This is a genomic window from Janthinobacterium sp. TB1-E2, assembly GCF_036885605.1.
GTDB classification, from domain to species: Bacteria; Pseudomonadota; Gammaproteobacteria; order Burkholderiales; family Burkholderiaceae_D; genus Janthinobacterium; species Janthinobacterium aestuarii.
Genome location: NZ_CP142523.1, coordinates 2,167,989 through 2,184,023 on the forward strand (window position 1 = coordinate 2,167,989; position 16,035 = coordinate 2,184,023).

Consider the following 16,035-nt stretch of genomic DNA (forward strand, 5'->3'; position numbering starts at 1 on the left):
GCACAGGAACGCCGTCATTGACGGCGTTTTTTTTTGCCTGCCCCCAAGGTCCGGCGCGCATACACGCAATCCCTTACAATGATTCACGCCGCATTCCGCGCGGCGGACAGAGGGGCCATCTTGATGACGCATTCGAAGACACCGATCAATCAGTTAAATCCCTCGCGCCTGCGCATCGTGCTGGTGCTGCAGGGCGGCGGCGCACTGGGCGCCTACCAGGCCGGCGTCTATCACGCGCTGCACGAACATGGCCTGGCGCCCGACTGGGTGGTGGGCACCTCGATCGGCGCCATCAATGCCGCCATTCTGGCCGGCAACAAGCACGAAGACCGGCTCGTGCGCCTGAAACAGTTCTGGCAGCGCGTGGCGCACCGCGACAGCATCGACATGAACCTGGTCTCCGACCAGCAGCGCCGCTCGAACATCTGGCTGGCCACGCTCGATACGGTGCTGCGCGGCGTGCCCGGCTTCTTCAAGCCGCGCACCTTCAGCCTGTTTCCTGCCGGAATCGCCGTCAAGCCGGAAGAGGCCAGTTTTTATGACACCAGCGAACTGGCCAGCACCCTCGAGGAACTGGTCGACTTCGATTACCTGAACGAGCCGGGCGGCATGCGCCTGACCGTCAACGCCCTGCGCGTCAAATGCGGCAGCCTCACCAGTTTCGACAGCCAGCAGCAGGCCCTGACGGCCGATCACATCCGCGCCAGCGGAGCCTTGCCGCCCGGCTTTGCCGGCGTGCGCGTCGATGGCGATTTATACTGGGATGGCGGCCTGTACTCGAATACGCCGCTGGAAACCGTGCTCGACGACACGCCCCACGTCGACACCCTGGTCTTCATGGTGGATCTGTGGAGCTCGGAAGGGCCGGAACCGACCACCCTCGATGAAGTGCAGACGCGGCAAAAGGATGTCACCTTCGCGTCGCGCTCGAAGCGGCATATCGCCGATTATGTGAACACGCACACCTTGCAGCGCAAATTGCGCGAACTGTATGCCGGCCTGCCCGACACCAAGCACAACCGCCAGCAGACGGAAGAACTGGTGGCGCTCGGTTGCGACAGCACCATGCACATCGTGCGCCTCCCGTATGCGGGGCGCGACTGGCACATGGCGGCCAAGGATATCAATTTCTCCAAGGGCTCGATCGAATGGCGCTGGGAGCAGGGCTATCAGGACGGCTTGCGCGCGATCAAGGCGGCCGGCTGGCTGGCTTTTGTCACGGAAGATACGCCGCTCGTGGTGCACGAACTGCCACCCTACGAGCGCGACGCTGCTTAGTAACGCCTGTCAAAACCTGCTGCGCGTCGGTTTTGCCAAGGCGTTGCAAGAGTACAGACCAAGAGTGCGGCGCATTTCTGCATTTCTGCATCACTGCGTATGCGCCGCTGCGCGCAGTTTTTCCGCGTTCGCCATGTCTTGCCGGTACGTGTCTTGTGCATCCTTCAGGCAGGTGGCGCGCGCGGCGGACGGTTCGAGGCGGCAGGCTTTTTTGGCCTCGGCCAGGGCGGCGGCGATTTCCTTGCGCAGGGTGCGCAGCTGGGCTTGCGCCGTGCTGTCTTCCTGGTACCAGCGTTGCGGGTCGCCCGGCTGCGGCGTGGCGGTTTGGGCCAGTGCCAGCGGCGCCAGGCTGCAGGCGAACAGGGCGGCCAAGAGTGTCTTGTGGATAGTCATGATATTTCCTCCTTGAAATAAAAAAGGCGCCGTAGCGCCTTTTTTTACAACCTGCCTGTCAGTAATAGCAGGATCAGTATCACTACGACGAGACCGGCGATGCCGCTGGGGCCGTAACCCCAGTTGCGGCTATGCGGCCAGGTGGGCAGGACGCCGACCAGGGCCAGGATCAAGATGATCAGAATGATGGTGCCCATGGTATCTCCTTGTTGGTGCATGGTCCGGCGCAGGCTTGCTGGCAAGCCCGGCCAGCGGATTAATAGCGGTAGACGCGGCCGTCAACGACGCGCACGCGGTTGCCCGGGCGCAAATCATTGGCGTTGTCTTGCACCACGGTACGGTATTCGCCGTTGTCGAGACGCACGCTGATCTGGTAAGCCTGTGCCTGCTGCTTGCGGCCTTCGACCTGGTTGCCCACGACGCCGCCGGCGACGGCGCCCGCCACGGTGGCGGCCGTGCGGCCGCTGCCTGAACCGATGGTATTGCCCAGCAGGGCGCCGGCGATGCCGCCGACCACGGCGCCGGCGCCGCTGGTTTGACCACCACCCTGCACGATCTGGATGGAATCGACAGTGCCGTACATGGCGGACTCAGGCTGGTTGGCCGGGTAATACTGTTGTGACTGGGAAGGGCCGGTGGCGCAACCGCTGAGTACGGCTGTGGCGGCGAGCATCAGTGCGGCCAAGGTGGCGTTGGTTTTCATTTTATTCTCCTGACGAGGTGAGGGTGTAGTGCCATCTTAGTCATGCCCCCGTCCCGGGTCTGTACGCTGCCGCACGTAGTTATTTGCTGCCAAAAATGGTATTTTTTACCGTGGCGATCCACCAAAACGTTGTTATTTCTCCCTGTATCCCTTTCGCTTTCAAAATAAATTACTTGTGTACGGCAGCGTACAGAAGAGCGGCGACTATCCACGTAAAACGGTAGTCATGCCAAGCAGACATGTTTGGTACCACCAGGGAGAAATACAATATGAACAAGAATAAGCTTTTCACCGCCATCGTCGTCAGCCTGGCATGCGCCGCCTGGGGCGGCCAGGCAGTGGCCGCCACGCCGGAAGCAAAAGCAGCCTACAAGGCGGCCAATGAACAGGCGGCCCTGAACTACAAGCTGGCGCATGCCGAGTGCGAAAAAATCACGGGCAACCCGAAGGATGTCTGCATCGCCGAAGCGAAGGCCGTGCGTACCTACGATGAAGCCGTGGCCCAGGCGCAATATACGAATACCCTGCGCGCCTACACCAAGGCGCGCATCAAGATTGCCGATGCCAATTACGACGTCGACCTGGCGCGCTGCAATGCGGTGACCGGCAACGACAAGGATGTCTGCGTCAAGCTGGCCAAGTCCACCAAGGTGGCGGCCCTGGCCGACGCCAAGGCGGACAAGAAAGTCATCGAAGCGCGCAGCGATGCGCGTGAAGCAAAAAGAAAAGCCGAGTACAAGGTCGCGACAGAAAAATGCGATGCATTAGCCGGCGCAGCCAAGGATGACTGTATCAAGGCTGCAAAAACCCAGTTTGGCTACTGAGCTCCATCCGGCGCGCAGTCACCACACTGGTATAAGAAGCTCATTGTGAGCACATTGATTGACCACTCCTAAGGAAAAAACCATGAAATTCACTAAATCTATCGCTACTGGCCTTTTCGTCGCTTCCCTGTTCGCCGTTGCAGGTTGCGCTTCGACCCCAACCAAGGAAGGCACGGGCGAGTACATCGACGACGCCGCGATCACCACCAAAGTGAAGGCCAGCATCTTCAATGAGCCTACCCTGAAATCGACGGAAATCAACGTGGAAACCTTCAAGGGCGTGGTTCAGCTGAGCGGCTTCGTTGCCCAGCCAGCCGATGCCGCCAAAGCGGGTGAAGTTGCCCGTGGCGTCAAGGGCGTGAAGTCGGTGAAAAACGACATCCGCGTCAAGTAATGGCCTGACCTGCCGCAGCGGCCAGCCCCACGGCTGGCGCTGCGGCCCACCACCGACCGTCGCGGGAATCGCATGCATATCCAGCCTTCAGATACCCCGCCCGAGCCGGTGGCGGCTGCCTCCACCGAGCCTGCCGGGCCACCTCCCGGCACGCCCGTGGAGCACCTAGACGCATCCTTGCGTTTGCCGCTGCATGTCAATGCGCGTGGCATGGCGCTGGGCATCATCGCCACCGTCAGCTTCATTTATGCGCTGCAGTGGGCACAGAAATTCCTCATTCCCGTCATCTTCGGCATTTTCATTGCCTACACCCTCAATCCCGTCGTTGCCTGGCTGGAAAAGCTGCGCCTGCCGCGCGCCATCGGCACCACGGTCGTCACGGCCCTGATCCTGTTCGGCTCCATCGTCGTGGTCGAGCGCGTGCAGGGCGAATTCGAATCCATCGTTGAAGAGTTGCCAGCCGCCACGCATAAACTGTCGCGCCTGATCGCCGCCAATACGGGTGGCAAGAACAGCACCTTCCAGAAGATGCAGGCCGTGGCCAATGAGATCGAGCAAGTGGCCGCCGGCGCCGAGGCGCGCCGCAACAACCGCCGCGCCGCGGCAGCGTCCGAAGGCCCCAATTTCAAGATCATGGACTGGGTCTGGGCCGGCTCGCTGGGTCTGGTGGGCTTTGTCAGCCAGGCCACCATGGTCATCTTCCTCGTGTTTTTCCTGCTGCTGTCGGGCGACACCTTCAAGCGCAAGCTCGTCAAGCTGACGGGACCGTCGCTGAGCCGCAAGAAGGTCACCGTGCACATCCTGGAAGACATCAATACCTCGATCCAGAACTATATGTTCATGCTGCTCGTCACGAATGGCTTGCTGGCCGTCCTGATGTGGATCGCCCTGCGCGTGATCGGCCTGGAAAACGCGGGCGCCTGGGCCATCGTGGCCGGCTTGCTGCACATCATGCCGTACTTCGGCCCCTTGCTCATCACCATCGCCACGGGGCTCGTCGCCTTTTTGCAGTTCGAATCGCTGGAAATGGTCTTGCTGGTGACGGGCACGTCGATGGCCATCGCCACGCTGGTCGGCACTTTTGTCACCACGTGGATGACGGGGCGCATCGCCCGCATGAACCCCACGGCCGTCTTCATCAGCCTGCTGTTCTGGGGCTGGCTGTGGGGCGTCTGGGGCTTGCTGCTGGGCGTACCCATCATCGTCATCGTGAAGGTCGTGGCCGAGCGCGTGCAGGGCATGGAAGTGGTGGCGGAATTGCTGGGCGAGTAAGTTGATGCTGCATAAGAACAACGGCGCCCGCGGGCGCCGTTGTTACGTGCAGACTGCCTACGATTGGTGGCGTTTCAATATCTTCACTTGCAGGTCGCCGTCTTCCGTCTTCGGCATATCCTTCATGCTGCCCAGTTGCAGGGCGAACTGGCGCGTGAATTCGGCGCCCAGGAAGAAGATTTGCGCCGAGTAATATACCCACAGCAGCAGCGCCACCAGCGAACCGGCCGCGCCATAGCTGCTGGCCACGCCGCTATTGCCAATATACACGCCAATCGCATATTTCCCCAGTGAAAACATGAAAGCCGTGCCGATGGCGCCGATCAGCACGTCGCGCCAGGACAGGCGCACGCGCGGCAGCATTTTATAGATGACGGCAAACAGGCTGGCGATGACGGCAAAGCCGATCAGGTTCGACAGGATGGTAAACAGCACGGCCGTGTCTTTCCACACGCCTTCCCAGAAGTTGGCGAGGATGGCCATGGCGGCGTTGACCACCAGCGACACCATCAGCAGGAAGGCCAGCACCAGTACCAGGCCGAACGACAGCAGGCGCGTGCGCAGCATGTCCCAGGCGCCCGCTTCCTTCAAGGGCGGCACTTGCCAGATTTCATCGAGACTGGCTTTCAGTTCGGCAAACACGCTGGTGGCGCCAAACAGCAGCAGGGCGCTGGCGATGAGGGTGGCGATGCGGCCCTGTTCATGGTTTTTCGCGCCGGCCAGCACGAGCTGAATGGCTTCGGCGCCCTGCGTGCCCAGCAAGCCCTGCAATTGCCCCATCAGCTCGCCGCGCGCGGCGGCCGGGCCATAGAAAAAGCCGGCGATGGCGATCACCAGCACGAGGATGGGGGCGATGGAAAACAGGGTGTAATAGGCGAGGGCGGCGCCCTTGCTCGAGGCGCGGTGTTCCAGCCATTCAGTGACGGAACAGACGAGGACACTGCGCATCTGCTTGCTGAACGGCGCCAGGCTGGCCAGTTTGGGATAGCGGGTAGAGAAATTCATGGTGGCTTTCAATGCAAAAAGGGGCGTGAGCCCCTTTTTTTTAATTCACAAGTGGCGTACCACTGTTCAGCTTACTGCACGCGGCGTTCGATGGTGATTTGCTCCACTTCAACGCGGCGGTTTGGTTCCAGGCACTTGATCAGGTCGGCACGTTTCTTGTTGTTGCACGTGACGACAGGATTCGTGGAGCCCTTGCCTTCGGCCGTCAGGCGGTTGGCGGCGACACCGTGGGCGACCAGGTATTCCTTGACTGCATCAGCGCGCTGCTGCGACAGTTTCAGGTTGTACTTGGGCGAACCGATGCGGTCGGCATAACCACTGATGACGACGTTGTTGACGTCCGGTGCTGCCGTCAGCACACGTGCGATTTCGTCGAGCTTGGTCTGTGTCGGACCCAGCTTGGCGCTGTCGAACGCGAACAGTTCCGTTGCCGACATCGTCACTTTTTCAAAGCGTGCTGGTGGCGGTGGCGGCGGTGGCGGCGGCACGACCACGACCACTTCTTCACGCACTGGCGGCGGTGGCGGTGGTGGCGGCGGTGCTGGCGGTTTGTTGAACGCGTAATTCAGGCCCACGGTGACGTAGTAGTTGTTAGCCTTGCTGCTCGGGTCGAACGTGTTGCCGCGCAGGAAACCGTGGACGTTGCGCACGTCAGCCTGGACGGACAGTTGATCGGTGATGCTGGACTGGAAACCCAGGCCCACGCTGGCGTATGGCGAGCTCTTGCTGCGCTCACCGAAGGCGAAGCTGGTGTCCTTGTCGCGTTGCATACCGGCACCGACCAGCAGGAAGGGACGGAAGGCTTTGCGCGAGAACATGTACAAGCCGTCTACGCCCAGCGTATTTTGCTGGTAGCGCTGACCGCCATCCTTGGAACGTGCATACGTGGTGCCCAGCTGGATATCCCAGTCCTGGGAAACAGGCTTACCGAAGCGCAAGCCTGCGCCATAGCCGGTTTTATCCGTGGCGAAGTCGGAATCTGGCTTGAGTGCGTTGATGCTAGGTTGAATATACCAGGAGGGATTGATTTCCTGGGCCTGTGCGCCGAGGGCAGAGCACAGGACTGCGGCGGCAACGGCGATTTTTTTTAGATTATTCACAAGTAACTCCCAACGTTGATAAGAGATTTTCTCTACGGCATCAAAACGACATCTTGCTACACGTGCTATTGCTAGAGATCGACCACACTTCCAGGTGCGTTTTCTTGCGATAAATGCACTGCTGTTGGACTAGAGAATACGGTTGCAGGTTCAGGTGGTCGGTGCGCTGGCGCACAAAGCATTGCGGTATATCAATGGTGTTGCAGATTCACGACAATGACTTTGCTGTTGAAAAAAACTAATTTGCTAGGTGAAACTTTTACAAGCACGCCACTTCCTGGCGCCGCGGCAAGAGGCAATCGTACGACTTGTCACCTGCATGCCACTGTATATTAGCAACAATGATGAGCTTGATAACTAATATTACATTGATGTTGTATTCCTGCCGCGTTCCGTTGCTTTTCCAGGCTTCCGCCAAGCAACTTTTGCGCGCCGCAGCCAGCTCCGCCACTTTTCATCAAGGAGTCACCCGTGCCTGACCTGCCCCGTATTTTTTCTTCCCCGCTGACTGGCAAACTGGGGGCCTTGTGCCTGCTGCTGTCGCTGGGCTCGGCGACGCCGGCCTGGGCCGATAGCGGCGTATCCGTGTTTTCACCGAGCGGCACGGTCAAGGCCGTACGCCAGGTACGGGCGCAGTTCGCCACGCCGATGGTGCCGTTCGGCGACATGGGCTTGCCCGCGCCGTTCGCCATCGATTGCGGCAAGGCCGAGCCTGCCGTCGTGGCGGGCGCGGGGCGCTGGGCCGACGAGCGCAACTGGAACTTCGATTTCGAGCGCGACTTGCCGGCCGGCGTGGCCTGCAGCTTCGCCTTGAAGCCGGGGCTGAAGGACCAGGCGGGCCAGGCCTTGCAGGGGACGACGTCGTACCGTTTCACCACGGGCGGCCCGGCCATCGTCGAGGCCGTACCGTATGACGGCCAGCCGTACATCGATGAAAACCAGATCTTCGTGCTGGGCCTGGACGCCGCGCCGAACGAGGCCAGCGTGGCCGCCAACGCGTATTGCCGCGCCGATGGCATCAATGAAAAGATTCCCGTACGCCTGTTCAAAGGCAAGGAACTGGAGCAGGTATTGACCCTGCGTAAGAGCTTTCTCGACCGCTACCTGACCGTGTATTTCAAGAAGCGGGGCGTCGTATGGAAAGCGGGCATGCCCGTGGCCAGCAAGGGCGCGCCGCCGTTGCCCGTCACCGTGCTGCAATGCAAGCGCAGCTTCCCCGCCAACGCCAAGGTGTCGCTCGTGTGGGGCGAGGGCATCGCCAGTGCCAGCGGCATCGCCACGGAGAAAGCGCAAACCCTGCGGTTCAAAACGCGTCCCGACTTCACGGCCAAATTCAGCTGCGAGCGCAGCAACCCGAAGGAGCAATGCATACCCTTCCTGCCCATGCGCGTGCAGTTTTCCGCGCCCGTGAGCGCCGCGCAGGTGCGCGCCATGACCTTGAAGGGGGGAGGAAAGACGTATGCGCCGACGATTTCAAAAGAGGAGGAAAAGGCGGAATTCCTGTACAGCGCCGCCTTCAACGGCCCCTTTCCCGTGCAAGCGAGTTTTGTCTTGAGCCTGCCGCCGAAGCTGACGGATGACGCGGGCCGCGCCTTGCTCAATCGCGCGCGCTTCCCCATGACGGTGCGCACGGGGGAACAGCCGCCGCTGCTCAAATTCCCGGCCCCGTTCGGCATCATCGAAGCGAAGGGCGACGGCTTGCTGCCCGTGACGGTGCGCAATATCGAACCCGTGCTGTCGGGCAAGGAAGTCGTCCAGCCATCCGCAGCCGCCACGGGCGCCACCTTGCGCGTTCCCGACAATGACGACAAGTTCATCATCGAGTGGATGCAGCGCCTGGCCGGCAACGGCGACGGGGGCGAATACTGGCAGCCGTACGCGCAATATGCGGGCAACATGAGCAAATCCGTCTTGGTGGGCGCGGCCGGCACGCGTCCTATCAGCCTGCCCCGTCCCGATGGCAAGAAAACTTTTGAAGTGATCGGCATTCCGCTGCAAAAACCGGGTTTTTACGTGGTCGAACTGGCCAGCCCCATCCTTGGCAAAGTGCTGCTGGGCAAACCGACGACGGCCTATATCCGTACGGCCGCGCTGGTGACGAATCTGGCGGCCCACTTCAAGCATGGCGCGCAATCGTCGCTCGTGTGGGTGACGTCGCTCGACAAGGGCGCGCCTGTTGCGAAGGCGCAAGTGGCCGTGCGCGACTGCGCCGGCAAGCTGCTGTGGCAAGGGGCCACGGGTGCGGACGGTGTGGCGCACATTCCCGGCGAACTGGCCAATTCCAGCTGCAAGAACAACGGCCGCTACTTTATCAGTGCGCGCAGCGGCGGCGACATGACGTTCACCCTGTCGGACTGGGTGGGCGGCATCGAAGCGTGGCGTTTCAATTTGCCCACGGACGACACGCGCGCCGACAACACCTTGCTGGCGACGGTATTTGACCGCACCTTGCTGCGCGCCGGTGAAACCGTGCACATGAAGCATTTCATACGCAAGCACACGGGCGATGGCATGAGCCTGGTCGACAAGAACAACGGTCCCGGCAGCGCCACCTCCGTCGTCATCACGCACCAGGGCAGCGACCAGAACTATCAATTGCCGCTGCGCTGGTCCGCCAGCGGCACGGCGGAAAGCGACTGGGTCATCCCCGCCGACGCCAAGCAGGGCGAGTACAGCGTGACGATGGCGGGCCGACCATCCGGCAGTTTCCGCGTGGAAGCGTTCCGCGTGCCGACCATGAAAGCCGTGCTGCAAGGGCCGAAAGCGCCCGCCGTGCAGGCCAGGCAGCTGGCCCTCGATGCGCAAATCACGTATCTGGCCGGCGGCGCGGCCACCAACGCGCCCGTCAAGCTGCGCACGGTGCTGCAAGACAAGAGCGTGACGTTTGCCGATTATCCCGACTATAGCTTCAGCAATGGCGACGTGAAGGAAGGTCTTGTGAAACAGGGCACCGGTTACGATGACGATGAGGGCGGGTGGCAGGACGAGGGCAATGGCGGGCATGCCGGTGCTGGCGCGGCGGCCGCGCGCGCGCAAAGCTTGACCCTGGATAAGGCGGGCGGCGCGCGCATCGTCATCGACCAGCTGCCGCAGCTGTCCACGCCGCGCGACCTGGTGGCGGAAATGGCGTTCCAGGATGCGAATGGCGAGACGGCATCGGTCGCCACGCGCGTCCCGCTGTGGCCATCAAACTATCTGATCGGCATCAAGCCCGACGCCTGGGCCTTGAGCAAGGATGCCTTCAAGTTCACGGTGGCCGTGCTCGGCACCAATGGCAAGCCCGTGGCGAATGCCCCAGTCGCCGTTGATTTCTTCCAACGCAACAGCTATTCGCACCGCCGGCGGCTGATTGGCGGCTTCTATGCATATGAAAACAGCAGCGAAGTGGTTAAGCTGGGCCCTGCATGCGCGGGCAAGACGGATGGCAAGGGCCTGTTGATGTGCGACGTGAAGGCGCCCGCCAGCGGCAATCTTGTCCTGCGCGCCAGCACGCAGGACAGTGCCGGCAACGCGGCGGTCGCCAACCGCGAAACGTGGGTGGCCGGCAGCGGCGACTGGTGGTTCAACGCCAGCGACAATGACCGCATCGATGTGCTGCCTGAAAAGAAACGCTACGAACCAGGCCAGGAAGCAAGCTTGCAGGTGCGCATGCCGTTCCGTTCGGGCACGGCGCTGATCACGGTCGAGCGCGAAGGCATTCTCGATACCTATGTGCGCCAGCTCAATGGCCGGGAACCGGTGGTGAATATCCCGGTCAAACCAAACTATGCGCCGAATGTGTATGTGTCCGTGTTTGTCGTGCGGGGCAGGGTCGATGGCGTGCAGCCGACGGCCCTGGTGGACTTGGGCAAGCCGGCCTACAAGATGGGCATCGCACCGCTGAACGTGGGGTGGCAGGCGCATGAACTGAACGTGATGGTCGTGTCCGACAAGGAGGTGTACAAGACGCGTGACAAGGCGGAGGTGTCCGTGCGCGTGCGCCGCGCCGACGGTAAACCGTTGCCGGCCGGCGCCGAAGTGGCGCTGGCGGCCGTCGATACGGGCTTGCTGGAACTGATGCCCAACGATAGCTGGAAGTTGCTCGATACCATGATGGCGCAGCGCAGCCTGCAGGTGGAAACGGCGACGGCGCAGATGCAGGTGATCGGCAAGCGCCACTTCGGCCGCAAGGCTTTCCCGGCCGGCGGTGGCGGCGGCAAGGGCGCCAGCCGCGAACTGTTCGACACTTTGCTGTTCTGGAAGGGGACTGTCAAGCTCGATGCGAAGGGCGAAGTCACGGTGCAAGTGCCACTCAACGATTCATTGACGGCGTTCCGCGTCGTCGCCATCGCCAGCGCCGGCAAGGAACTGTTTGGCACGGGCAGCACGGATATCCGCAGCTCGCAAGACTTGATCCTGATGTCGGGCTTGCCGACTCTCGTGCGCGAAGGCGACCAGTTGCGCGCAGGCTTCACCGTGCGCAACACCTCAGCCGCGTCCTTGAGCGTGGACCTGAACGCCAGCGCGGCGGGCAAGGCCTTGCCACGCCAGAGCTTGACCTTGGCGGCGGGCGAAGCGCGCGAAGTAGGCTGGGATTACCAGGTGCCGCTCGGTGCGCAGCAGATTGTGTGGGAAATCGGCGCCAAGGCAGGTAGCCATACCGATAAACTGAAAATCACGCAAAAGGTGGGCCAGGCCACGCCCGTGCGCACCTACCAGGCCACCTTGCAGCAAGTCGACAAGCCCATCAATATGTCTGTGCAAATGCCGGCCGGCGCCTTGCCGGGCCGGGGTGGTATCCAGACCAGCTTTGTCGCCAAGCTCGGCGGTGAGCTGCCAGGTGTGCGCGAGTACATGGCCGCGTATCCGTACACCTGCTTCGAGCAAAACACGTCGAAGGCCATCGCGCTGCAAGACGAGGAGGCGTGGAACAAGCTGGCCGCCAGCCTGCCCGCCTACCTGGACAGCGACGGCATGCTGAAATACTTCCCCATCATGGAACAAGGCAGCGACAGCTTGACGGCCTACGTGCTGTCGGCTACAAAAGAAGCGGGCTATGCGATTCCCGAACAGACGAAAAACCGCATGGAAGCAGCCTTGACGGCCTTCGTGCAGGGCCGCATCGTGCGCCGTTCCGCGCTGGACACGACGGACCTGGCCGTGCGCAAGCTCGCCGCACTGGAAGCGCTGTCGCGTTCCAATAAAGTGCCGCCCGATGCGCTGGAAAGCATCAGCATCAACCCGAACCTGTGGCCGACTTCGGCCGTGATCGACTGGAGCCTGTTGCTGCAGCGCACGCCAAACCTGGCACGCCGCGATGCGCTGCTGGCCGAGGCGCAGCAGATACTGCGTTCACGCCTGAATTTCCAGGGCACGACCATGGGCTTCTCCACCGAGCGCAAGGATAACTGGTGGTGGCTGATGGTCTCGGGCGACGTCAACGCCAACCGCCTGCTGCTGGCCGTGATGGACAACCCGGCGTGGAAAGATGACATCGGCCGCCTCGTGCGCGGCAGCATGGGCCGCCAGAAGAAGGGCCGCTGGGATACGACGGTAGCCAACGCCTGGGGCACCCTGGCCATCAACAAGTTTTCGGCCAAATTCGAATCCACGCCCGTGACGGGCGCCAGCGCCGTCAAGCTGGGCGGCGATACGCAAGCACTCGTGTGGAATGGCGCGGCGAAAGTGGGCCCCGTGCTGCAATCGTGGCCAAAGGGCACGGATACCTTGGGCCTGGCGCACAGCGGCAAGGGCAAACCGTGGGCCACCGTGCAAAGCCTGGCGGCGATCCCGCTCAAGGCACCTGTGTCCAGCGGCTACACGATCAAGAAAACCATGACGCCGGTGGAACAGAAGACGGCGGGTGCATGGTCGCGCGGCGACGTCTACCGCGTGCGCCTGGATTTGTCGGCGCAGGCGGACATGAGCTGGGTCGTGGTCGACGACCCGATTCCCGCCAGCGCCACCGTGCTGGGCAATGGCCTGGGCCGTGATTCGCAGCTGATGACGGCCGGCGAGAAATCCACGGGCTGGGTCTGGCCCACGTTCGAGGAACGCGCGTTCGACGCCTTCCGCGCGTATTACGCGTTCGTGCCGAAGGGCAGCTGGAGCGTGGAATACACGGTGCGCCTGAACAATGCTGGCGATTTCAGCCTGCCGGCCACGCGCATCGAAGCCATGTATTCGCCCGAAATGTTTGGCGAGTCGCCGAACGCGAATGTGAAGGTGGGGCAGTGAAAGGCAAGGTTTTACTGATAGGCTGCCTGCTGGCCAGCCCGGTTTTCGCCGAGGCGGTCCTGACGCCCGCCCAGGTGCAGGCCGCCTACCGCAGTTCGGAAGCGCAGTTGCTCGACCGTAGCGGCGCGCCGCTGCAATCGTTGCGCGTGGACATGAAGGTGCGGCGGCTGCCGTGGGTGCCGCTGGCCGATATTTCACCGGCTGTGCAGCAAGCCGTGCTGCTGGCGGAAGACCAGCGCTTCATGCAGCATGGCGGTGTGGATGTGTCCGCGCTGGCCACGGCCGCCTGGGACAATCTGTTTTCGAAAAAGCCCCGGGGCGCCTCGACCATCACCATGCAGCTGGCGGGCCAGCTCGATGCGGACTTGCAGGCGTCCTCGGGCGGACGCAGCCTGCGCCAGAAGTGGGACCAGATGCGCGCGGCCCAAGCCATCGAAGACAGCTGGAGCAAGGCGCAGATTTTTGAAGCGTATTTGAATCTGGTATCGTTCCGCGGCGAGCTGCAGGGCATTGCGTCCGCCTCGTACAGCCTGTTCGGCAAGGCGCCGTCAGGCCTGAACCAGACGGACGCCATCATTTTGGCCAGCCTCGTGCGCGCGCCGAACGCGCCGCCGGCCACCGTCACGCGGCGCGCTTGCGCGCTGGCGAAAGAGTGGCGCATGGACAGCAGCTGCCAGCTGATCGGCCAGCGCGTGCAGACGGCCTTGCAGCGCAACGCGCTGGCCGCGGAGCTGGCGCCGGCGCCGCAAGTGGCGCAGCAGTTGCTGAAGCAGCCCGGTGCGCAGGTCGCCAGCACGCTCGATGGTCCTTTGCAGCGCTTCGCGCAGGAAAACCTGCGCCAGCAGCTGGCCTCCTTGCGCGAGCGCAATGTCAACGATGGCGCCATCATCGTGCTTGATAACCGCAGCGGCGAGATCCTCGCTTATGTCGGCAATGCGGGCGGCAGCCATGTCGATGGCGTGGCGGCCCTGCGCCAGGCTGGTTCCACATTAAAACCGTTTTTATATGAACTGGCGATCGAGCGCAGGCTGATGACGGCAGCGTCCGTCATGGACGACTCGCCGCTCGACGTCGCCACGGCGTCGGGCATGTATGCGCCGCAAAACTACGACCGCAATTTCAAGGGATACGTCAGCGCCCGCACCAGCCTGGCCAGTTCCCTCAACATCCCCGCCGTGCGCACGGTGCTGCTGACGGGGCAGGACGGCTTCTATAACCGCCTCAAGGAAGTGGGCCTGTCGAGCCTGACGGAACCGGCCGAGTACTACGGCCCGTCGCTGGCGCTGGGCTCGTCCGAAGTGACCTTGCTGGAACTGGCCAACGCCTACCGCGCGCTGGCCAATGGCGGGCTGTACAGCACGGCCAGCCTGCAGCCGGGCCAGGCCGGCAAGGATAAACGCCGCGTGATGGAGCCGGGCGCCGCCTTCATCGTTGGCGATATCCTGGCCGACCGCGCTGCGCGCAGCATGACGTTTGGCTTGCGCAACGAGCTGGGGACGAATTTCTGGAGCGCCGTCAAGACGGGCACGAGCAAGGACATGCGCGACAACTGGTGCATGGGCTACTCGGCGCGCTACACGGTGGGCGTCTGGGTGGGCAACTTCGACGGCAAGCCCATGTGGGACGTATCGGGCGTGACGGGCGCCGCGCCCGTGTGGCGCGACGTCATGGATTACCTGCACAAGAACGTGCCCAGCCACGCCCCGAAAGCGCCGCCAGGCGTATTGCAGCAGATGGTGGCGTACCAGCCCGCGCTCGAAGCGCCGCGCCGCGAATGGTTTATCGCCGGCACGGAAAGCCCCGTCATCGCCGTTCTGGGCGACACCGTGAAGCCGCCCGCCATCGTGTATCCGGCCGAAGACAGCATCCTCGCCATCGACCCCGACATCCCGCCCGCCCTGCAGCGCGTGTTCTTCCAGGCACAGGGCAGCCATGCCTTGCGCTGGGTGCTCGACGGCAAGGACCTGGGCGCGGCGCTTGACAGCATCAGCTGGCACCCCGTGCCGGGCAAGCATCTGCTGGCGCTGGTCGACGATGCGGGCAAGACGGTGGCGCAGGTGGCGTTTCAGGTGCGGGGGAATGCGCTGGCGTCGCTGAACTAGGCGGGGTGAACCGTGTCCTTGGCCAGCTTCTAGCGCAATATAATCAAAAAATATTTACGGTGCGCTGAGGATGTTCGTCAGCGCAATCCGATACGCCGGTTGCACCTCGCCATTCTTGTCGAGCTTGTCCGTCATGATTACGCCGAAACCCTGCGCGTACCACACGTATTCGCCGCTTTTGCCTTTGCTTTTTCCGCCCACGTCATGCAGTTCGAACTTGCAGGCGTCGGGGAAGCGGCGGCCTCCCAGTTCGAGGCGTTCCCAGCCCAGGAAGGTGATGGAGAAATTGCGCTCGTCCGTGCGCGTCGAGGTGGTGATCTTGTCGGACAGGCCCGCCAGCGGGTAGTGGGTGCTCGTTTGCGTGTCCGAAAATTGCACGCGCACTTCCTGGCCGGGGCGCATGTTGGCGGGGATGGCGGACTGCGGCGTGTAGACGTTCTTGCTGCGCACGGTGCCGTCTTCATTGTAGTGGACGTTGCCCGTCAGGAATACCTGGCCATCGCGGATGTCCTGGTAGGACGTGGCCAGCAGCACGCCGCCGTTGAGGATCAGTTGCGTGCCCTTTTGTTTCTTGCCCTCGAACATTTCTTCGATGTTGACTTGCGCATCGCCATTGTTCTTGCTGAACTTGATGCCCGTCGTCAGTTCCATGCACTGGCCCACCGTGGGGGCCGCCTGTACGCTCGCGGCCGCCAATACGCTTGCCACCATCATTCCACACCATGCTGCTTTCATTGTCTTCCTGGCT

The 16,035-nt window shown here is 62.5% G+C and carries 12 protein-coding genes; 6 read left to right on the top strand and 6 right to left on the bottom strand.

All coding sequences use genetic code 11. From position 1 onward, the window contains the following. Positions 1–123 precede the first annotated feature (123 nt). Positions 124–1,278 (top strand): patatin-like phospholipase family protein, encoded by a 1,155-nt coding sequence (locus OPV09_RS09810; RefSeq protein WP_139090914.1) that lies wholly within the window; start codon positions 124–126, stop codon positions 1,276–1,278. 90 nt (positions 1,279–1,368) lie between these two features. On the opposite strand, the gene OPV09_RS09815 is transcribed toward OPV09_RS09810, so the two are convergent. From OPV09_RS09815 to OPV09_RS09825, 3 genes are read right to left on the bottom strand one after another with little or no spacing between them, the layout of a single operon-like run. Then, entirely contained in the window at positions 1,369–1,671 is a 303-nt protein-coding gene (locus OPV09_RS09815) for a hypothetical protein (protein ID WP_338681452.1), read from the bottom strand. A gap of 44 nt (positions 1,672–1,715) precedes the next feature. Then, the gene (locus OPV09_RS09820; protein WP_010396415.1) at positions 1,716–1,868 is read right to left on the bottom strand and encodes a DUF3309 family protein; all 153 of its coding nucleotides are present in this window, start codon (positions 1,866–1,868) and stop codon (positions 1,716–1,718) included. Between the two features lie 59 nt (positions 1,869–1,927). Continuing rightward, positions 1,928–2,374, bottom strand: a complete 447-nt coding sequence (locus OPV09_RS09825; protein WP_034758920.1) for a glycine zipper 2TM domain-containing protein — start codon at positions 2,372–2,374, stop codon at positions 1,928–1,930. A 269-nt stretch (positions 2,375–2,643) separates the two neighbouring features. On the opposite strand from OPV09_RS09825, the gene OPV09_RS09830 reads away from it, so the two are divergent. The 3 genes from OPV09_RS09830 to OPV09_RS09840 all read left to right on the top strand — a co-directional run bounded on the left by OPV09_RS09830 (position 2,644) and on the right by OPV09_RS09840 (position 4,864). Beyond that, positions 2,644–3,198, top strand: coding sequence for a hypothetical protein (locus OPV09_RS09830; protein ID WP_034758917.1), 555 nt, complete (start codon positions 2,644–2,646; stop codon positions 3,196–3,198). Between the two features lie 82 nt (positions 3,199–3,280). Next, positions 3,281–3,592 (top strand): BON domain-containing protein, encoded by a 312-nt coding sequence (locus OPV09_RS09835; RefSeq protein WP_034758914.1) that lies wholly within the window; start codon positions 3,281–3,283, stop codon positions 3,590–3,592. A gap of 72 nt (positions 3,593–3,664) precedes the next feature. After that, a complete protein-coding gene (locus OPV09_RS09840) occupies positions 3,665–4,864 on the top strand; it encodes an AI-2E family transporter (protein WP_425324033.1) in 1,200 nt (399 codons plus the stop codon). A 57-nt stretch (positions 4,865–4,921) separates the two neighbouring features. Here the strand turns inward: OPV09_RS09840 and OPV09_RS09845 are convergent, their stop codons facing one another. Both OPV09_RS09845 and OPV09_RS09850 read right to left on the bottom strand, forming a co-directional pair. Beyond that, positions 4,922–5,869: a YihY/virulence factor BrkB family protein gene (locus OPV09_RS09845; protein ID WP_034758909.1), complete on the bottom strand. Its 948-nt coding sequence runs from the start codon at positions 5,867–5,869 to the stop codon at positions 4,922–4,924. Between the two features lie 71 nt (positions 5,870–5,940). Then, on the bottom strand, positions 5,941–6,969 hold the full coding sequence (locus OPV09_RS09850) for an OmpA family protein (RefSeq protein ID WP_070304100.1): 1,029 nt from the start codon (positions 6,967–6,969) through the stop codon (positions 5,941–5,943). 471 nt (positions 6,970–7,440) lie between these two features. Between OPV09_RS09850 and OPV09_RS09855 the strand changes: the two genes are divergently transcribed. Beyond that, positions 7,441–13,185 carry an alpha-2-macroglobulin family protein gene (locus tag OPV09_RS09855; protein WP_338681455.1) on the top strand — a complete coding sequence of 1,915 codons (5,745 nt, stop codon included), beginning with the start codon at positions 7,441–7,443 and terminating at the stop codon, positions 13,183–13,185. Further along, positions 13,182–15,287 (top strand): penicillin-binding protein 1C, encoded by a 2,106-nt coding sequence (gene pbpC / locus OPV09_RS09860; protein ID WP_338681456.1) that lies wholly within the window; start codon positions 13,182–13,184, stop codon positions 15,285–15,287. The genes OPV09_RS09855 and pbpC overlap by 4 nt, the downstream gene beginning before the upstream one ends. Before the next feature lie 54 nt (positions 15,288–15,341). Here pbpC and OPV09_RS09865 read toward each other — a convergent pair whose 3' ends face one another. Next, the gene (locus tag OPV09_RS09865; protein ID WP_338681458.1) at positions 15,342–16,001 is read right to left on the bottom strand and encodes a hypothetical protein; all 660 of its coding nucleotides are present in this window, start codon (positions 15,999–16,001) and stop codon (positions 15,342–15,344) included. Positions 16,002–16,035 lie beyond the last annotated feature (34 nt).